Annotated in this window: 18 protein-coding genes; 9 read left to right on the top strand and 9 right to left on the bottom strand. The window is 60.6% G+C overall.

Annotation, left to right across the window (positions count from 1 at the left end; all coding sequences use genetic code 11):
* Positions 1 to 32: 32 nt before the first annotated feature.
* Positions 33 to 839: an oxidoreductase gene (locus C0Z19_RS12045; RefSeq protein WP_102610040.1), complete on the top strand. Its 807-nt coding sequence runs from the start codon at positions 33 to 35 to the stop codon at positions 837 to 839.
* Positions 840 to 1,424: 585 nt separating this feature from the next.
* Positions 1,425 to 2,543, top strand: a complete 1,119-nt coding sequence (locus C0Z19_RS12040; protein WP_175083947.1) for a porin — start codon at positions 1,425 to 1,427, stop codon at positions 2,541 to 2,543.
* 99 nt (positions 2,544 to 2,642) lie between these two features.
* Here C0Z19_RS12040 and C0Z19_RS12035 read toward each other — a convergent pair whose 3' ends face one another.
* The 5 genes from C0Z19_RS12035 to C0Z19_RS12015 form a co-directional block, all read right to left on the bottom strand.
* Positions 2,643 to 3,281 carry a GntR family transcriptional regulator gene (locus C0Z19_RS12035; protein ID WP_233196110.1) on the bottom strand — a complete coding sequence of 213 codons (639 nt, stop codon included), beginning with the start codon at positions 3,279 to 3,281 and terminating at the stop codon, positions 2,643 to 2,645.
* Positions 3,282 to 3,481: 200 nt separating this feature from the next.
* Positions 3,482 to 5,095, bottom strand: a complete 1,614-nt coding sequence (locus C0Z19_RS12030; protein WP_102610038.1) for a bifunctional 3-(3-hydroxy-phenyl)propionate/3-hydroxycinnamic acid hydroxylase — start codon at positions 5,093 to 5,095, stop codon at positions 3,482 to 3,484.
* An 83-nt stretch (positions 5,096 to 5,178) separates the two neighbouring features.
* Positions 5,179 to 6,618 (bottom strand): aldehyde dehydrogenase family protein, encoded by a 1,440-nt coding sequence (locus C0Z19_RS12025; RefSeq protein ID WP_102610097.1) that lies wholly within the window; start codon positions 6,616 to 6,618, stop codon positions 5,179 to 5,181.
* Positions 6,619 to 6,721: 103 nt separating this feature from the next.
* The gene (locus tag C0Z19_RS12020; protein ID WP_102610037.1) at positions 6,722 to 7,285 is read right to left on the bottom strand and encodes a VOC family protein; all 564 of its coding nucleotides are present in this window, start codon (positions 7,283 to 7,285) and stop codon (positions 6,722 to 6,724) included.
* 32 nt (positions 7,286 to 7,317) lie between these two features.
* Positions 7,318 to 8,169: a fumarylacetoacetate hydrolase family protein gene (locus tag C0Z19_RS12015; protein WP_102610036.1), complete on the bottom strand. Its 852-nt coding sequence runs from the start codon at positions 8,167 to 8,169 to the stop codon at positions 7,318 to 7,320.
* Positions 8,170 to 8,297: 128 nt separating this feature from the next.
* Between C0Z19_RS12015 and C0Z19_RS12010 the strand changes: the two genes are divergently transcribed.
* The 5 genes from C0Z19_RS12010 to C0Z19_RS11990 all read left to right on the top strand — a co-directional run bounded on the left by C0Z19_RS12010 (position 8,298) and on the right by C0Z19_RS11990 (position 12,851).
* Positions 8,298 to 8,879 (top strand): amino acid synthesis family protein, encoded by a 582-nt coding sequence (locus tag C0Z19_RS12010; RefSeq protein ID WP_102610035.1) that lies wholly within the window; start codon positions 8,298 to 8,300, stop codon positions 8,877 to 8,879.
* Between the two features lie 147 nt (positions 8,880 to 9,026).
* Complete coding sequence (locus C0Z19_RS12005) at positions 9,027 to 10,136, top strand: alcohol dehydrogenase catalytic domain-containing protein (RefSeq protein WP_102610034.1); 1,110 nt, start codon at positions 9,027 to 9,029, stop codon at positions 10,134 to 10,136.
* An 83-nt stretch (positions 10,137 to 10,219) separates the two neighbouring features.
* A complete protein-coding gene (locus tag C0Z19_RS12000; RefSeq protein ID WP_102610033.1) occupies positions 10,220 to 10,759 on the top strand; it encodes a cupin domain-containing protein in 540 nt (179 codons plus the stop codon).
* A gap of 41 nt (positions 10,760 to 10,800) precedes the next feature.
* Positions 10,801 to 11,394, top strand: coding sequence for a malonic semialdehyde reductase (locus tag C0Z19_RS11995; protein ID WP_102610032.1), 594 nt, complete (start codon positions 10,801 to 10,803; stop codon positions 11,392 to 11,394).
* Between the two features lie 197 nt (positions 11,395 to 11,591).
* Positions 11,592 to 12,851: an MFS transporter gene (locus C0Z19_RS11990; protein ID WP_233196109.1), complete on the top strand. Its 1,260-nt coding sequence runs from the start codon at positions 11,592 to 11,594 to the stop codon at positions 12,849 to 12,851.
* A gap of 41 nt (positions 12,852 to 12,892) precedes the next feature.
* Here C0Z19_RS11990 and C0Z19_RS29070 read toward each other — a convergent pair whose 3' ends face one another.
* Complete coding sequence (locus C0Z19_RS29070) at positions 12,893 to 13,417, bottom strand: P-loop nucleotide/nucleoside kinase family protein (RefSeq protein ID WP_102610031.1); 525 nt, start codon at positions 13,415 to 13,417, stop codon at positions 12,893 to 12,895.
* A gap of 206 nt (positions 13,418 to 13,623) precedes the next feature.
* Positions 13,624 to 14,382, bottom strand: coding sequence for an AraC family transcriptional regulator (locus tag C0Z19_RS27950; RefSeq protein ID WP_146012045.1), 759 nt, complete (start codon positions 14,380 to 14,382; stop codon positions 13,624 to 13,626).
* Positions 14,383 to 14,449: 67 nt separating this feature from the next.
* Here C0Z19_RS27950 and C0Z19_RS11975 point away from each other — a divergent pair, with 67 nt between their 5' ends.
* Both C0Z19_RS11975 and C0Z19_RS11970 read left to right on the top strand, forming a co-directional pair.
* The gene (locus C0Z19_RS11975; RefSeq protein WP_102610029.1) at positions 14,450 to 15,010 is read left to right on the top strand and encodes an NADPH-dependent FMN reductase; all 561 of its coding nucleotides are present in this window, start codon (positions 14,450 to 14,452) and stop codon (positions 15,008 to 15,010) included.
* A gap of 70 nt (positions 15,011 to 15,080) precedes the next feature.
* Positions 15,081 to 16,031 (top strand): LysR family transcriptional regulator, encoded by a 951-nt coding sequence (locus C0Z19_RS11970; RefSeq protein WP_102610028.1) that lies wholly within the window; start codon positions 15,081 to 15,083, stop codon positions 16,029 to 16,031.
* 45 nt (positions 16,032 to 16,076) lie between these two features.
* Here C0Z19_RS11970 and C0Z19_RS11965 read toward each other — a convergent pair whose 3' ends face one another.
* Entirely contained in the window at positions 16,077 to 16,421 is a 345-nt protein-coding gene (locus C0Z19_RS11965) for a DUF4148 domain-containing protein (protein ID WP_102610027.1), read from the bottom strand.
* A 315-nt stretch (positions 16,422 to 16,736) separates the two neighbouring features.
* Positions 16,737 to 17,846, bottom strand: coding sequence for an alcohol dehydrogenase catalytic domain-containing protein (locus tag C0Z19_RS11960; RefSeq protein ID WP_102610026.1), 1,110 nt, complete (start codon positions 17,844 to 17,846; stop codon positions 16,737 to 16,739).
* Between the last annotated feature and the right edge of the window lie 92 nt (positions 17,847 to 17,938).

Raw genomic sequence — 17,938 nt, 5'->3', positions numbered from 1 at the left:
AACCAACGATTCACTCTATCGAAGGAACGCCGATGTTGAATTCCACAATTGTCGTCGTAACCGGCGTGTCGTCGGGTATCGGACGCGCGACCGCGGAGAAGTTGGCGAAGCGCGGGTGTCGCGTATTCGGCACCGTGCGAAGCATTGCAAGAATGACGCCACTGGCCGGCGTCGAGCTGGTGGAGATGGATGTGCGCGACGACGCTTCGGTCCGAACTGCGATTGACACGATCATCGAACGCGCGGGGCACATTGACGTGCTCGTCAACAATGCTGGCGGGACGTTGGTCGGAGCAGTGGAGGAAACATCGGTGTCCGAAGCCACCGCACTGTTCGACACGAACGTGTTCAGCATTCTGCGTACGACCCAGGCGGTGCTTCCGCACATGCGGGCGCAACGACGAGGACGGATCGTCAATATCAGTTCAGTGCTCGGTTTTTTGCCGGCACCGTACATGGGACTCTATGCGGCTTCCAAACACGCCGTCGAGGGACTGACCGAGACACTGGACCACGAGACGCGTCAGTTCGGCATTCGCGTTACGCTGGTCGAGCCGTCCTTTACCCGAACCAATCTCGACATCAATGCGCCGCAGGCCACTGCGAAGATCACCGACTATGATCGGGAGCGTGCGCTTGCATCACGTGCCGTCGTCGACAGCGTGAAAGCGGCGCCCGAGCCGGACAGCGTGGCGAACACCGTCGTCGACGCCGCGCTCGGCGCATGGCGCATGCGCCGTATACCGCCTGGGGAAGCGTCCCTCCTGAGCAAGTTGCGGCGCTTCATGCCGGCTGGTCCGGTCGATGCAAGCCTCAGAAAAAAATTCCGGCTCGGGTAAGCGCTTCTGCGCGGACCCGTGCGGAGTGGCCGGGTAATCCTTCGCTGTCAGCGCGAGACAGAAGCAGGGACGATGAAGCGGCCAGGATCCGCCCTGGCCACCGCATGTCTCCGAACGCGACTTTCGCACCTCTTTCGCGCCTGCCGCCAGCAGCCGATCGCGCAAACCCGGCTCCCGGTGCGACGGACTGTAGGCAATCACCGTTGCACCGCCCCACGATCTTTGATCTGACCGTGGAAAGCTGCCGGCGTCGCGGCGCCGACGACAACAAGCGCGCTGAGCAGTAGCTCAGCGTGCAATCCATCTGATCATCTCCTTCCCGCAACCACTAGCGCGTCGATGTGCGGTGGTGGTGCGCCCACGTACGGCGTTCAACTCCATTTCGTTTCGTAGCGACGGCTGGCGCATCAGGATCAAGCACGAAGAAGCCCGCGACGCACACGCGCGTAAACACTGATCGCCAATCCCCCTCAAGAGCATTGACCGTCGACGTCGTTTGATGGAATATGCACAAAAATAATTAACGTGTATTTGAATGTAATTTGTGCGTTATCTATGGAAGTGATCCGTTCGGAGGAGACGATAGTGAAGAAGCGCATCATGGCTGCGGCGACAGTCGCGGTGGGAACGTGTGTCGGCATCGTGCCAAGCGCACATGCTCAGAGCAGCGTGACGCTGTGGGGTTTGCTCGATGCAGGGGTGTCATACGTCAGCAATATAGGAGGGCATTCCGCGTGGAGGCTTGACGATGGCATCGCGCTGCCGAACCTATTGGGGTTCAAGGGCAGCGAGGACCTCGGGAACGGTACGCACGCGATCTTTCAGTTGACGACACAGTTCACGCTGCAGGGCAATCTTGTTTCGCAGAAATCGAACGGCAGTGGTTCGGGCACGGGGCTTTTCGCGCGCAATGCGTGGGTCGGCCTCGATAACGATCGGTACGGGAAGCTTACGCTTGGCCGCCAATATGATTTCATGGTCGACACGCTGTTTTACGACGTCGGCGCGGATATGGCGATGTATGGCGGGGGGTTTTATCAGTTTCGCGATGGTCCGTTCGCCAAGTTGGGTATTCCGGATTCTCCGCCGGACGAGGCGTTCGACTTCGATCGCATGAACGGCGATACGCCGTTGAATAACGCGGTCAAGTACACGAGTCCGCTCATCGGCGGCCTGCGGTTCGGTGGCATGTATGCATTTGGAGGGACGGCGGGGGATTTCCGCCAAAACAGCGCGGATAGTCTGGGTGTGAGCTACAGTGCTGGCCCGTTTGCATTTGGTGCTGCGTATACGGACATCCGCTACGCGGCATTGCTTGGCGACAGCATCCGCAACTTCGGCCTGGGCGCGAAATATAACGGAGACAAGCTGCTGTTGACCGCGCTTTTCACCAACACGCGGAACACGCAAAACGGCGCCGCAGTGAACGCGGCGGAAGCAGGGGCGCTATATCGCTTTACGCCCGCGTTCTCGACGAGCCTCGCTTACACCTTCATGTGGGGTAACGCCGGGGTGGACCACAACCACGCGCATCAATTGGGCTTGGTTGCCAAGTACTTCTTGTCCAAGCGCACGGCAGTCTACGCGCAGGGTGCTTACCAGTTGACCAACTCGGGCGCGAACGCGGTAATCAATGGCACGTTCGGCCCCTCCAACGGCCGCTCGCAGTTCATCGGCCGCATCGGTATGCAAACGATGTTCTGATGAAACGGACATCGGCAAGGCGCTGTAGCACACGCGCCTTGCCGATGTCACCCTCGCAGAGCGCCGCCTGAGTTTCGTATCGGCGCGGCGCTTCGTGCTCTATTGGATGGTGGCCAACTGCCGTTCGAGCGCCGCGGTGACGCGCGCGAGCGTCCCTTCTATATGCTTGCGCTGAAGCCGTGCGGCCTTTTCCTTGTCTCGATCGAGTGCCGCCTTCATGAGTGCTTCGTGCTCGCTGTTCTTATGCCGCTCTTCGGTCCGATGCAGCGCGGAATAGCGGCGGTAGCGCTCGGCGCGATCGAAGAGCGAACCGACCATATTCGAGAGTAGGGCGCTGGGCGTCGCCGACAGCAGCGCCATGTGGTACGCGCGGTGGCGTTCCGACCAGTCGTCGTCAAGCGCGACGGGCCCCGAGCCGAGACGCTTCTCCGCAAGGCTCAACCGATGAAAGGCCGTGAGCACGGCCACTTCCCATTCCTCATCGCCGTGATCGATCGAATCGTTGAGCGCCTCTTGCTCGAGCAGCACGCGCAGCCGCGTGATGTCTTTGAAGTCGTCGATACTGATCGGGGCGACCCAGAACCCACGATTTTCCGTCGCTTGAACGATGCCGTCTTGGGCGAGCCGGTTGAGCGCCTCGCGGATCGGCGAACTGCTGAGTCCGTAGGCCTTCGACAGGCTTTCGACCTTGAGCCGGCTACCCGGCGCGAGCTCGCAACGGATGATGGACGTCTTCATCCGGGCGAAGGCGACGTCGATTAGCGGTACGCCATTCGAAGTAGTTGTCGAGTCCATGGGTTTGGGATGACTACGGATTTGTCGATGAGAAGCATTTTATGCGCAAAATACTCCGGTATGCAAGGTGTGATTCTCAGGGAGCATAAACAGTGCTGCGCGAGGCTCGCCATCGCCTCGCGCAGCACTGTTTGCGGTACCGATCAAGCGCAAGAAGCCGCAGTCGGATTTTCGTGCGGATTGCCTGGCCGTAACGCTGCGGCGAACTCGCGGATCATTTGGCACGCATCGTCTGCGTTGCGGCAAGCGCCGTACACATAGTGATCCGGCCGCGCGATAACGGCGCCGCAGTCGTGCCGTCGCATCCAGTCGACCAGTACTCCATCGACATCTTGATAGTGTTGCGGCAGGTTGCTCGAGGCAAGCGGTTTCGTCCCGATGACGACCAGCTCGACAGCAAAGTCGCGCAGCGCATCGCATTCGCGTGCGATGCTTGCGACAACGGATGCATCGGTCTGCGCGTCGACGACAATGCGGAACGTTGCGCCGGTCGCTTCATCGAGGAGGCATTCACGACCATCCGATGTTTTGACGCGCGGCTGAGGAAACAATTGACCGCGTGGGCCGTGAGCCGATGCGGACAGGAAGCCCGCGCTGAGCCCAGGAATCAGCGATTGCCGCACGGTGCCGCGCGGGTTGGCCGCCATTTCCTCGAGCAGACGCGTATCTCGCTCGCTAGCGGCGGCGGGATCACGTTCGCAGATCAGCTTGCCGAGCCCTTTCGTGACGAGCGTGGTCTGCTTGACGTGGGGAAGCCGCTCGGCTTGATAGGTGTCGAGGAGCAGGGGACCTGCCGCGCCGCGGTTGACGAGCGCGAGCTTCCAGATGAGGTTGGCCGCATCGCGAATGCCCTGGCACATGCCCTGCGCGAGAAACGGCGGCGTCATGTGCGCGGCATCGCCGAGGAAGAACACCCGGCCCGATCGCCATTTGCTCAGGACGAGCGCATGGAAACGATACGAGGAAGCGCGCCAGATGTCGTACTCGCTTTCGTCGAGCCAGCGCGAGATGAGCCGGCGAACGAACGCGGGCTCCATGACCTGTGCCGGCGTCTCGTCGGCGTTGATCATGAATTCCCAGCGTCGGACCTGACCGGGCCCGACCACGAAAGTGCAAGGGCGCTCGATTTCGCAATATTGGACGTTGGTCGTCGGCAGATTCGCACCGCATCCGTCCTTGAGGACGACGTCGACCACGAGCCACGGTTCATCGAAATCCAAGTCCTCCATGTCGAGACCGAGTCCCATCCGAGTCGGGCTCGTTCCACCGTCGCACGCGAGCACATAGCGGGATCGGTACGTGTGCGGCTCGCTCGACGAATCCACCACCGTAACCGATGCCTCCTCTTCACCGGACGCCACGGCATCGACTTGTGCGCCGAGCTTGACCGTCACCGCCGGGAAGCGGCCGAGATTCTCGCGCAGCGCGGCTTCGATCTGCGGCTGCATGAACACATAGTTGGGCGCCCAGCCGAGCTGAAACGGCGGCTCGGCCGCCTCGATCCGGCGGATCACGCGCCCGTCGGTCGTGCGATATTCGGATGGCCTATAGGGCATCACGTACTGTGAGATCTTGCCGGCAAGCCCGAGATCACCCAGGATCCGCATGATTTCCTGATCGAAACCCATTGCGCGAGGCTTATCGAAGACCGTTAGCGACTTTTCCAGCACGAGCGTGCGCAGCCCAGCCTCGCCGGCCAGGTTCGCGGCCACGGCGCCAACCGGTCCCAGGCCGACGATAATCAAATCGAAGTCCACGTCTCCTCCCTATCCAATGCTGCTTTGCAGCCGCACGCGCGGATGCGTTTGCAAAGCGCCGACCGTTTTGGCCGGCGCTGGGGTTAATCAAAGTATGCCTTCGTATACGCAGTTTTCACGGTCGTGAAGAAGTCCACTGCGTATGTTCCTTGTTCGCGCGGCCCGTAGCTGGACGCCTTTGTTCCGCCAAACGGCACGTGATAGTCGACGCCAGCTGTCGGCACGTTCACCATCGTCATGCCGCTCTTCACATGCCGCTTGAAATGCGTCGCGTATTTGAGCGAAGTCGTGCAGATGCCCGACGAGAGCCCAAAAGGACTATCGTTTGCAACTGAAAGGGCCTCTTCATAGCTGTCGACCGCAATAGCGCAGGCGATCGGACCGAAGATTTCCTCGCGCGCGATGCGCATCTTTGGTGTCGCGTCGATGAACAGCGCGGGCGACAGGAAGTGTCCACGCGTGTCGCGCTTGACGAGCTGACCTCCGCAGGCAAGTTTTGCACCTTCATTCTTCCCGATGTTGAGATACCCCTCGTCGTGCCGCAGTTGCCCCTCGTCAACGACAGGGCCGATCTGCGTCTGCGGTTCGAGCGCATGGCCAACGCGCAGACGTTCGATCGCTTCTGTCAGACGAGTGACGAAGCGTGGATAGATGCCCTTCTGCACGATGAAGCGCGACGAGGCCGTGCAGCGTTGCCCTGTCGAGTAATAGGCGCCTTGCACCGCGCAATCGACCGCCACCTCGAGGTCGGCGTCATCGAGCACGACGAGCGGGTTCTTGCCGCCCATCTCGAGTTGCATGCGCTTGAACTGTTGCGCGCCGCGCTGCAGCAGGGTGCGTCCGGTTTCGACGGATCCTGTAAACGAAACAGCATCGACATCGGGCGACGAGACGATCGCGTTACCGACGACGCTGCCGCGCCCCATGACGAGGTTGAACACACCGTGGGGAATTGCACTGCGCGAGATAATTTCCGCGAGCGCCCATGCCGATCCCGGCACGAGATCGGCCGGTTTGAATACGACGCTATTGCCGTAGGCCAGCGCCGGCGCGATTTTCCAGGCGGGAATCGCGATCGGGAAATTCCATGGTGTGATGATGCCGACGACGCCGACAGGTTCGCGCGTGACTTCGACCTCCACAAGCGGGCGCACCGACGGCAGCTTTTCTCCGCCTGTGCGGAGCACTTCCCCGGCGAAGAACTTGAATATCTGGCCGGCGCGCGCGACTTCAGCTATTCCCTCGGCGAGGGTCTTGCCTTCCTCGCGAGACAGCAGTGTCCCGAGCTCGGTTTGTCTGCCCAGTAGTTCGGAACCGATGAAGTCGAGCGCGCTCGAGCGCGCCTGGATGCCGTCATGCGCCCACGTCTTTTGAGCATTGCGAGCCGCATCGATCGCGGCGCGCGCATCGTCGGCGTCGGCTTGAGCGTATTGCCCAATGACATCGTCCAGGTCGGACGGATTGATATTGCTGCGGGATGCCGCGCTCGCACGCCATTGCCCGCCGATGAAATTGCACTTCATCAGATATTGCTCCAAGAAAAACCACGTTCGCACGAGGCCCGTATTCGTCCCTATCGCCGATCCGTGGTCGAACCGCCCATCGGGCCAGCCCATGCGCGTGTTCTTATGCGTCGAATGCCGTGCGTTGGGCCGCGATTCGCTCGCGCATTTCAGCGATCCAAGCCTCGCGCGACAAAAAACCGGGCCGGCGCCGGCACATCGCCTCCGTTCGCCCGATGATTTCCTCAGCGGAAAGATTGAGATCCAGGGGCTCGCGGCAAGGTTGGGCCGTGAAGAACGGACTGTCGACGTACAACTCGAGGGGATTGCCTTCGGGGTCCTTGAAGTAGATCGACCATGCGTTGCCATGGTCGACCTGCTCGATCCCTGTGACGCCGGCACTGACCGCACGGCGGTAATACGACTGCAGATCGGCGAGCGAGTCGAGCAACAACGACAACTGGTTGACGGGATTGAACGGCAGGTCGGTCGGCTTGCCGTCGAACAGGACGAGCTGATGATGAATCTTGGGATCCTGCGTCATGAAGTACAGACGATGGCTGGTCGAAGCGACGCCCTTGTCGCTGACGACGAAGCCAAGATACTTGCGGTAGTAGTCGACCATCATCTCGAGGTCGCTGCAAAAGATTCCGCAATGCGTGAACTGAATTTTCGGCAAGGCCGCCATGTTTGTCTCCGAATGTCTCGTTGATGTGATGTTCACGCTTCGTCTGCGACGGGGTTCGACAAGGTGCCGACGCCAGGAATGACGACATCGAACGTATCGCCCGGCTTCAGGAAGATCGGCGGCTGGCGCTTGAAACCGATCCCGCTCGGTGTGCCGGTCGCCAGGATATCGCCGGGCTGCCAGTCGAGCGCCTGGGATACATAGGCGATCAGGGCGGGGATGTCGAACGCAAGTTCGGAGAGCTTGCCTGCCTGCATGCATTCGCCGTTGAGCATCCCCTTGATCGAGAGTTCGCGATAGTCGGGAATTTCGTCTGCGGTAACGAGCCACGGGCCGAGCGAGCCCGTGCCGCGGAAGTTCTTGCCCATCCCGTACTGGTGCGTATGGAACTGCCAATCGCGCACGCTCGAATCGTTGAAGCACGTGTAGCCGGCTACGTGGTTCATGGCTTCTTCCGGCTTGATGTGCGAGCCGCCTTTGCCGATCACGACGGCAAGCTCCGCTTCGAAGTCGAAATTGTCGGAGACGCGAGGACGGATGATCGGTGCGCCGTGTGCGACCAGCGTTTGCGCATAGCGATGGAAGATGACCGGGTATTTCCCTACGGTCCGGCCGGCCTCAGCGGCGTGCGCGACATAGTTGATGCCGACGCAAATGATTTTGTTCGGGCGCGGAACGACCGGTTCGAGCTCGACGGCGGCAAGCGCGAAATCGGCGGTCGCCGTGGCAGCCAGCCGCCGGGCCTCGGCGAGCGCGGCCGGGTTCGATACGAGCGCCGCGAGATCCGCGACGGCAGGCAAATGCTTCGCGAGATCGATGACGCCTTCGTCCTTGACTGCACCGAACCCGGGCCGGTTTTGGTGTCGGTACGAGACCAGTTTCATGGGTTTTTCTCCTGTTGGGCATAAAAGATATTTTTGTGCATATTACACGGCGATGGATATAATGCAAGCGCCGGCGTACGAGAGGACGCCCGGTGTAGTCGACGCGAACCATTTCCTCGGAGCAAGGCATGTCGTTAGTCAATGTGAGAAAGATCAAGCTGGACGTAGAAGAGGTTTGGCACGAAGGCGGTAAACGGCTTGGCGAGCCGTTGGTGATCGCGGTGGCGACCGCCATCGTCGCGAATCCGTACGCCGGACGGTACGAGCCGGATCTCTTGCCGTTCATGAGCGCGCTACGGGAGTTGGGGGCTGATCTGTCATTGCGTCTCGTGGCTCAGCTGGGCGGGATCTCCAAAGTGCAGGCGTATGGGAAGGGCGCCATCGTCGGTGAAGACGGCGAACTTGAACATGGCGCCGTCTGGCATGAGGCGGGCGGTTGGGCCATGCGGGAAACACTGGGCGGCCCGAAGGCGATCGTCCCGTCGGCGAAGACGATTGGCGGCGTGGGCTCGCGTTTGATGGTGCCGCTGGGGCACATTCAGGCTTCCTACGTGCGCAGCCATTTTGGCACCTGCGAGGTCACGGTCTGGGATGGCCCGCGTCGCAACGAAATCGCATTCGCATTGGCCATGGCAACGGGCGGGCGCGTCCATGCGCGGCTCGGCGGATTGCAGGCATCGGAAGTGAGAGGATTGGACGGCCTTCGGTAGCGTTCAGGTAAACGATGATTTGGTTTATGCACAAATATGTTTATCGTGCATGTTAATTGAGGCGTAGCACACCGCGGGATCGATCGTTTCTTGACGACGAACTCGCCCGGTCTTGCCTCTAGAAGATTGATAGACAGGAGACGAGCAATGACGAAGATGATGCGAGCAGCGCGCATGCATAACGTAGGTGAGCCGATGGTGATCGAGAACATCCCCGTTCCGTCCCCTCGACCCACCGACGTACTGGTGAAGGTGAAGGCATGCGGCATCGTGCCGAATCTCGGCAATGTCTTGAGCAATTGGGAGAAGTGGTTTCCGCATCTTCCGTTGCCGAAATTGCCGGCAATCTTTGGTCTCGATGCAACCGGGGTCATCGAAGAGGTGGGTAGCCAGGTCCATGCATTCAAGCCGGGTGATCGCGTCTACGTGAACCCCGCGCGCTATTGCGGCGGGTGTCGTGCCTGCCGTTCCGGCGAGACGACGTCATGTCCGTACTACACGTTCAACGGATACTTCGGATTCAGCGAACGCTCGCAAGTCATCTTCGACGACTATCCGTACGGTGGCCTCTGCGAGTACATGACCGCGCCGCAGTACAGCCTGGTCAAGATTCCGGACAACCTGAGTCACGAAACGGCGGCGCGCTTCGGCTACCTGGGCACGGCCTATCGAGCGTTGAAAAAGGCGGAGGTCGGGCCGAGCAGCACGATACTCGTCAGCGGTATCAGTGGAACGCTGGGCCTCGGCGCCGCCCTGTTCGGGCTGGCGATGGGCGCGAAGAAGATCCTCGGTACGGCGCGCAACCGGGAACTCCTGCAGCGCGTCAAAGCGCTCGCGCCGGAGCGCATCGAAGTCATGTCGCTCGATGACGGCTCGGTCAGCGAATGGGCCGCACGCGTGACGCAAGGTGCGGGTACCGATGCGGTGATCGATGCGTTAGGACCGGGCGCGCCGCAGGAGACGCTGCGGGAGACGCTCAAGACACTGCGGCGTGGTGGCCATCTCATCAACATCGGCGCCGTCGCGGGCGAAGTTCCGATCAATCTGCATTACATGATGGATAACGACCAGCGCTTCAGCGGCTCGGCTTGGTTTACGGCCGGCCAGGGACAAGAGATGGCCGATATGGTCGAGTCGGGCGTCGTCGACCTTTCGGTGTTCGAGCATTGCAGCTTCAAGCTCGAAGACATTAACACCGCACTCGGCGGCATCGAAAATCGCAACGGCGGCTTCAGCAACTACGTGATTTGTCCTTGAGTGTGACACCGGCGCCTGGCCGGCGCAGTGCCGGCCGTGCCAGGCAGGCGCAGCCATTCCCTTCTCACGCATCGAGCGTATTCATGCACATTAGACGAGTCGTAACTGGTCACGACAACAGCGGCCGCTCCGTGTTGCTTTCGGACGGCACGCCGCCGCGTACGGTTGCATTTCAATCTATTCCCGGCCATGCGTTCGCGCAGGTCTGGACGACAGCGCCTTCGCCTGTCTTGCCGGCGGCCAGCGGCGACCCCACCGTGGGACAAACCACATTGCTACCGCCGGTTGGTGGGACGAGTTTGTTGATCGTGACGTTTCCGCCTGACAGCACGATGAGCGCATCGGGCTTCGATCCAGTCGCGGCGGGCGAGGAATGCGTTGCGCGCATGCCCGATCTCGCACAGACGTTCGAGCCTGATTGCCCGGGCATGCATGCGACCGACACGATCGACTACGCGCTCGTGCTATCGGGCGAAGTATGGTTGGAGGTCGATGATGGAGACGATACTGTGCTGCGCCCGATGGACGTCGCTGTGCAACAGGGTACGCGGCACGCGTGGCGCAACAAGAGCGATGCGCCCGCGACGGTGGCGTTCTTCATGGTTGGCGCGAGCCGTACGTAAGCCGGGGCGCCATGAATCGAGATGAACCGGAGCGCGAGTCGATGAGGGAACGTTTGGACAGCCGCACGCGAGAGCAGGTGTTTACCCAGGCACGGAGTCAGAATGCCTGGCTTGCTCACCCCGTGCCGGATGAATTGCTGCAAGAGCTATACGAACTGGCGAAGTGGGGGCCGACGAGCATGAATTGCTCGCCGATGCGGCTGACGTTCGTGCGCTCGACGGATGCGCGTGCGCGCCTGGTCTCGGCCGTCTCTCCAGGCAACGTCGAGAAAGTGCGCACAGCGCCGGTCGTGGCGATCGTGGCTTACGACACGGCGTTTTACGAGCAACTACCCAAGCTGTTTCCGCATCGTCCGAATGCGGGCGAGCTTTTTCGCGATCAACCTGCGCTTGCCGCCGAAACTTGTTTCCGCAATAGCTCGTTGCAGGGCGGCTACTTCATCCTCGCGGCGCGAATGCTCGGTCTCGACTGCGGACCGCTGTCGGGCTTCGATGCCGGCCGCGTCGATTCACTGTTCTTCGAAGGGACGTCGTTGCGCGCGAATTTCCTCTGTTGCCTCGGCTACGGCGATCCGGCCGGGCTGTTTCCGCGCAGTCCTCGGCTGGAATTCGATGAAGCCTGCGTGATCGTCTAGCTCGTCGCGTCAACCTTTCGAAACAGCGACCGCTTTTCAGGGTGCGCGCGCCGTCCGAACACCCGGGCGCGGCGCGCGACGCCACGCGGTGTTGCTTTCGGAAAAATAATTTAGGAATACTAAATAAATAAAGATAAATCGTCACTTATCTGCATTTGAGAAGACCCTGATGAATGCCTTACTGGAGGAGACAAAGCATGGATACGATGGTAAAGCACGACAGTGCTTATGAATTCAAGACGGTTTTGTTGTTGGCCGTCGGCTTCGGATTGGTCGGTCTTGATCGATGGATGGTTGCGCCACTGTTTCCGTACATGATGCGCGACCTGGGATTGAATTTTCAGCAACTGGGCAATCTGATCGGTGTGCTGGCCGTCGCATGGGGGGCTTGGGCTATCGCGAGCGGACCGATCTCGGATCGGATTGGACGCAAGAAGATCCTCGTCTGGACGATGATTGCGTTTTCGCTACTCTCGAGCTTGTCAGGTCTCGCGACAGGATTTGCGAGTCTGATGCTGATCCGCGGCATCATGGGCGTCGCGGAGGGCGCTTTCACGCCTGCGAGCGTCGCCGCGACGACCGAGGCGTCGCTTCCCGGACGGCGAGGCTTCAATCTCGGCTTTCAAATGAGCATGTTCTCATTGCTCGGCCTCGGGGTGGCGCCGATTCTCGCGACGCAATTGTTGCGCGTTGTACCGTCATGGCACTGGGTGTTCTTGATTTCGGCCGTACCCGGGTTGATCGTGGCGGCGTTGTGCGCGAAGACGCTTCGCGATCGCCCGCAGACGTCGTTCGTTGCCCCGAGTCCGCACAATCGGGTCAAAGTCCGGTGGGGCTCGATATTCGCCAACAGAAACGTAGCTGTTGCGATTGCGGCCATGCTCTGCGCGATGGCCGGCATTTTCGTCATCGGAGCCATGGTGCCGACGTACCTCATGGCGGTGCTGCATTTCGACGCGCAAAGCATGGGGTTCGTGGCATCGGCTCTCGGCTTCGGCGGTTTCATAGGCTCGTTCGGCTTGTCGGGGATATCCGACTACATCGGGCGCAAGGCCGCGGCTATCGGCGCGTTCGCCGTCGCAGCAGTTCTGCTTTTCGCGTTTTCCAGAACGGGTGCGAATCCTATGGCGCTCTTCGCATTGCTATTCGGCATCTCGATGTGCTCGATCGGCTTGCTCAGCCTGCTGAGCGGTCCCATTGCGGCCGAAGCGGCGCCCGCGGGGCTGGTGGCTTCGACGATCGGGTTGATCTCCGGTATCGGAGAGATGTTCGGCGGAGGAGTGGCACCGGCTATTGCCGGATATATCGCGCAGAATTTCGGGCTGCCCCGCGTGTTCGATTTTGCGCTGGCTGGTCTTGTCATCGGTGTGTTTGTGGCGTCGGCATTGATCGAAACGGCGCCTCGACACAAGGGCACCCTTGCGGTGTCGTCCGACGAACCGCGGCAAGCGGCCTGAATTGCGGCAGCGCGCGTAGCGCGCGCTATCACGCACAGCAATCACTCGTCGGTCATTGGACCGACGTCCATCTGATGATCGGTTGGAATGCAGATTGCTCTGTCCGCGTATATGGGCCCGTATGCTGCCTCATCGTGAAACATATCCAGCAGTTGGCCGCGGGACCATCGCGAGTCTAAATGGCCAGGATGTCGCTCGCGCGCGAGAAAGCGCTCCACCGCTACATCAGGCGTGCAAACGCAGTGAACCTCGACCACTGGCTCATGAAGCTCGCTCAGCCACATAACGGGCGTACCCGAATCTGCATTCGACTTGGGATGCCGCCACCAAGACACAAGGACTGCTGCTCCTGATCGTCTTGCACTTTCCATTAACTCGATATCAGCCAACCGGCTAAGCGATCTGCGTTGAGCCGGCTCACTGACTGCATTGGTCAAGAAAAGCCTTTCGAGAAGATCATCCTTGTCGATGCAAGGTAGGTCCAACACGCTCGCGATTTTGCGAGCCAAAGTTGATTTTCCACTGGCAGGTAGGCCGCTGACGATGACAAAGGGTTTTCGTGACATATTTCAGCGGGGTCGAAAATAAGCGAAGATACACCCGTTGGTGTCGCATTACGACCAGACGATCGCACTCACTGATATCCGCGCGGTCGTTCTGTTGTCCTGCCGTAGCGAGCGCGTCGACCGCACTGTTTGGCCCTGCTGAACAGACAGCGACAGAGCGTTCGAAACGCAATACATCTACTAACTAACGATGCGATCACTCAGCATTAATTGATCTGCGTTCGGCGGTAATTCGACGGCGAGCAGCCGAACAGCCGGGTGAAATCGCGCGCGAGATGGGCTTGATCAAAATAGCCGAGCTCGGCAGCGAGGTCGGCGAGCTTAACATTGTGTCCGGTCGTGAGCCGTTGGGCCACCTCCTGCAGACGATAGCGGCGGATCACCCATTTCGGCGAGATGCCTACATACTCGTGAAACAATCTCTGAAGTGTCCTGACGCTCAGGCGGGCCTCGTCGGCGAGTGCCTGAACCCGCAGAGGACCCCCGTCGCGGCGCGCACATGCGACGATGACACACACCTCGTCTATCGTCGGATCGGGCGGGGGCAGCCGATGCTCGAGAAGCGAGTTGGCCGCATGGATCATCGCTTCGTTTCCGCACGCACCTGGTACCTGGCGTTCCAAAGACGTGCCGTCAACTCCCGTAATAACGGAGACGGGAAGTCTCCTATCAGTCAGCTTTGCTACGGGACCGTTCAGGAACGGGCGTAAGCCGCCCGTACGAAAACGTAGCCCCAGCACACAGCCCGAACCCGCCAAAGTGCGACAATAGGCGCCACGCACGACTCCGAACAGGCCAGACTGGCCAGGGCAGATCACCAGGTGTGCATTCGGAGATAGGAGGGCACGCTGCTGCTCCGGTAGTCGTCCGGTCAGATCCCATTCGACAATCCAGTGATGGTCAATGAATGAGGCAACGGCTGCTGAGGGCGTGTAGTAGTTGTGAGGCAGCGGCCTGCGTGCCAAGCCCCGTCCTACGGATCGTTTATGCTATGCTAACGATAGCATTGGATTCGTGAAAAGGAGCCTCTCTATGTCCCCGCCGTATCAGGTCGCCGTATTGGTCGGAAGCCTGCGTCAGAACTCGTTCAGTCGCATGCTGGCTCATGCGCTCTCGGAACTCGCGCCCCCCACGCTCTCGCTTGAGATCGTCGAGATCGGCGCGCTGCCTTTCTACAACGATGACTTGGAAGCAGATGCGCCTGATACTTGGCGTCAGGTTCGTCAGTGCATCGTTACCGCCGATGCGGTTCTATTCGTCACGCCTGAATACAACCGCTCGGTCCCTGCCGTCCTGAAGAACGCAGTGGACGTTCTCTCGAGGCCGTTCGGCGCCAGCGTTCTCAGCGGAAAGCCGGCCGCCATCGTGAGCGCATCGCCCGGCGCGATGGGTGGATTCGGAGCGAGTCATCACCTCAGGCAATCGTTGGTGTCTATGGGCGTCAACGTCATGTCGAGTCCAGAAGTCTATGTCGGCAACGTGGCTGCGCTGTTTGACCATGCCGGCGCCTTGACTCATGCGGGCACGATCGAATTTTTGACGCGGTTCGCAATCGCGTTCTCCACTTGGATTGAAAGACTTTCGGCGCGCTAGAGGATGCCGCTGCGTTGCGGCGCCGGCGAGACCTATGGCGTCACTCGCCGAACGCTGCCAGCAAATGGTTATGGATACACTTCACTGTATGCGCGTCTTTGCGAAGGTCGTTGCGGAGGGCGGCTTCGCGGCGGCTGCGCGCAAGCTCAATCTGACGACATCCGTGACATCGCGTGCCATATCGGCGCTTGAAAATCACCTGGGGTCCCGCCTGCTATACAGAACTACGAGGAACATTGCCCTGACCGAAGCGGGCGAGCGTTATCTGCATCGATGCCGCCAGATTCTAGCCAACATCGACGAGGCGGAAGCGGAGGCCGGTTCAGCGCGAGAACATCCGACTGGCTGCTTGCGCGTGCATGCGCTGTCGAGCTTCGGCCATCACCTCGTCGTGCCGGCTGTGCTGCGATACCAAGAGCAGTTCACTGCCCTCAGAGTCGAGCTGACGTTATCGGGGGCGGTGCCGGACATCTTGGAGGACGGGTATGACGTGTCGATCGTTGTTGCCCCCACGTTGCCGGACTCGGGACTGATCAGCGTCAGGCTCGGCAGCATTCCGGGCATCGTCTGCGCGTCTCCGCAATACCTGGCGAAGCACGGCGAGCCGAAGAAACCCGAGGATTTGCGCGATCACCGTTGTCTTCAACTTGCGACCCCGGTGTTTCCGTTCAACAAATGGATGTTCGATGGTGCAGAGGTGCCGTTCGCCGTTGACATCGGCGCACCTCGCTATGCCGTTAATGTCATCGAAGCGCTCGAGCCTGCGATCAGAACCGGTCTCGGAATCGGCATTCTGCCCGCTGGCATTGCCTTGCCGGGACTGACTTCGCGATCGCTGGTCCGGGTTCTGTGCGGCTACGATGTGCAGCCCGTTGTGGTTCACGCGCTGTACCAATCGCGGCAATTCGTCGACGCGAAGATTCGCACCTGGATCTCGTTTCTTCGCGAGGACTTGACCGCGACCTTCGAGGCGGACCGCCAAGCGCTAGCCGGGATCGAAGGGGCTGCACCGCGAGGATGACGCCTGGTTGATCCGCGCGTCAAGCGCATAGGGCCGGCGCGCAGTTCAGTCGCCGACATACAGCGCGTTGGCGGCGTTGTCGAGGTAGGGCGACGTTGCGCGATACGAAGCCGGTGCCCGCGAACCCGCTTCGGTCGCTCCCACGACCTCGCCGCCGTAGGTCGTCTTTACAGCGGTGCGCTCGTCGTCATCCGTACGCGCTTCGGCAGCCTGCAGATTGGCGGGATAGTCGATGTCGCTGCCGGCGGGAGAGTAGCCGGATTTTTCGAGCCGGACGATTTCGCTCTTGAGTTGAGCCCGCGTGACTGGCGCGTTTTTTTGCGCAAACGAGACGACAGGCGCCATCACGACGGCTGCGACGACGATCCCCTGGATCAGCGATTTCTTCATAACCAGCCTCTGCATTTGACTGCGACATTCATTGTCGCGTTATCGTTGTCGGCCCGTTTGCCGAACCGATGTCTGCAGTGTACTGAGGCGAGTGATCAGGGTGAATACCTATGTCAGGGAACGCACTGTTGCAGGCCGCAGCGGTAATCGCGTTCCATTCGATGCAACAGCGCCTATCGATGTCGGTGTCGATGTTGCATGAACGAGGCGCATCGCTCCGGAACATAAAAAAAGCCAGCCGTGCGGCTGGCCAACAGGGGCATGGACACCCGGAGCAAAGTCGCTGCGCCCGTGCGCAGCGCACGCCGGATTCAATCAGGGCATGACGACATAGTTGCTGAAGCCGCCATCACGATCCTTGAGGCCGGAGATTGCTTCGTTGACGCGCGCCAGCGGGAATCGGCGATGCTCGAGGTAGGACAAATCGAGCGCACCCGTGCCGACCATGTCGGCCATCTCTTGCCCTTGCGCGGTCGTGAACCAGTTCGAGCCGATCAAGTGAACCTGCTCGTCCATCAGCCACTTGACGTCGATGGGCAGATCCTCCGCAACGCCGCCTACGTTCACGACTTTGCCGCCGCGACGCACGCCTTTCATCGAATCGAGCATCGTGGCCGCCGGGGCCTTCGCGCCGAGCGCGCTGATGACGAAATCGGCGCCGTCACCGCCCGTAAGCGACTTGGCCCAATCGCCGGCCGATCCTTCTCCGAGCTTCATGACTTCGATCCGATCGGGCGCAAGCGATTTGACGCGTTCGAGCAACCTCTCGTCGCGTCCTGTTCCGAGCACGCGCGTCAGACCCATCGCAAGGCCGAGGACGGTCGAAGCGACGCCAAGCGTTCCCGTAATGCCGTCGATCAATGCAACCTGGCCGGACGCTGCGCCGGCATTCTTCAACGCGCCATAAGCGGTGCCGAGATAGCCGAAGCGTCCGGCCTGCTCGAAGCTCAGGTTGTCGGGGATATTGACTAGCGCGTATTCCGGGGCGGTCATGTACTCGCTGAACCCGCCGTACGGATACAAATCGAAAATGCGCTGGCCGTCGCGGCTCGTGCTGAAGTAGCCGTTGAGCGTGTAGTAGCGGCACTCGCTGCGCTTGCCTGCACGGCATGCTTTGCACGAGCCGCAAGAGCGCAACGGGCTCACATAAACGCGATCGCCGGGTTTCACGTTGATGACGGCTTCGCCGACTTGTTCGACCACGCCGGCCGGATCCAAGCCAAAAATCGCGGGAAATTTCGGCAGCGGCTGGTGCGGAAACCAGGTGGGCCAATTGTTGATGACGTTGGCCATGTTCGGCACGATGCCGCATGCTTTGACGCGCACGAGCACGTCCGTCGGCCGGGGCTTCGGGATGGGGATCGTGTCGAGCGTCATCGGAGTGCCGAGCGCATGCAGCCGTGCTGCAACCATTGTTTGTTCCATGTCTACCTCTATCTCTTATCAAATCCTGGTGCCTGCGTTCATGCCACTCATCGAAACGGCAGGCAGTACAACCACGCATACACTATCGCCGA

The organism is Trinickia soli (genome assembly GCF_002879855.1).
Lineage (GTDB): Bacteria > Pseudomonadota > Gammaproteobacteria > Burkholderiales > Burkholderiaceae > Trinickia > Trinickia soli.
The sequence above is the reverse complement of the archived record's forward strand: the minus strand, read 5'-3'. Positions and strand labels throughout refer to the sequence as shown.

Excerpts from the sequence above, each read along its gene's own strand:
- C0Z19_RS12045 (WP_102610040.1), top strand. The coding sequence starts at position 33 with ATGTTGAATTCCACAATTGTCGTCGTAACCGGCGTGTCGTCGGGTATC.
- C0Z19_RS12035 (WP_233196110.1), bottom strand. The coding sequence starts at position 3,281 with ATGAAGACGTCCATCATCCGTTGCGAGCTCGCGCCGGGTAGCCGGCTC.
- C0Z19_RS12025 (WP_102610097.1), bottom strand. The coding sequence starts at position 6,618 with ATGAAGTGCAATTTCATCGGCGGGCAATGGCGTGCGAGCGCGGCATCC.
- C0Z19_RS12020 (WP_102610037.1), bottom strand. The coding sequence starts at position 7,285 with ATGGCGGCCTTGCCGAAAATTCAGTTCACGCATTGCGGAATCTTTTGC.
- C0Z19_RS12015 (WP_102610036.1), bottom strand. The coding sequence starts at position 8,169 with ATGAAACTGGTCTCGTACCGACACCAAAACCGGCCCGGGTTCGGTGCA.
- C0Z19_RS12010 (WP_102610035.1), top strand. The coding sequence starts at position 8,298 with ATGTCGTTAGTCAATGTGAGAAAGATCAAGCTGGACGTAGAAGAGGTT.
- C0Z19_RS12005 (WP_102610034.1), top strand. The coding sequence starts at position 9,027 with ATGACGAAGATGATGCGAGCAGCGCGCATGCATAACGTAGGTGAGCCG.
- C0Z19_RS12000 (WP_102610033.1), top strand. The coding sequence starts at position 10,220 with ATGCACATTAGACGAGTCGTAACTGGTCACGACAACAGCGGCCGCTCC.
- C0Z19_RS11995 (WP_102610032.1), top strand. The coding sequence starts at position 10,801 with ATGAGGGAACGTTTGGACAGCCGCACGCGAGAGCAGGTGTTTACCCAG.
- C0Z19_RS11990 (WP_233196109.1), top strand. The coding sequence starts at position 11,592 with ATGGATACGATGGTAAAGCACGACAGTGCTTATGAATTCAAGACGGTT.
- C0Z19_RS29070 (WP_102610031.1), bottom strand. The coding sequence starts at position 13,417 with ATGTCACGAAAACCCTTTGTCATCGTCAGCGGCCTACCTGCCAGTGGA.
- C0Z19_RS11975 (WP_102610029.1), top strand. The coding sequence starts at position 14,450 with ATGTCCCCGCCGTATCAGGTCGCCGTATTGGTCGGAAGCCTGCGTCAG.
- C0Z19_RS11970 (WP_102610028.1), top strand. The coding sequence starts at position 15,081 with ATGGATACACTTCACTGTATGCGCGTCTTTGCGAAGGTCGTTGCGGAG.
- C0Z19_RS11965 (WP_102610027.1), bottom strand. The coding sequence starts at position 16,421 with ATGAAGAAATCGCTGATCCAGGGGATCGTCGTCGCAGCCGTCGTGATG.
- C0Z19_RS11960 (WP_102610026.1), bottom strand. The coding sequence starts at position 17,846 with ATGGAACAAACAATGGTTGCAGCACGGCTGCATGCGCTCGGCACTCCG.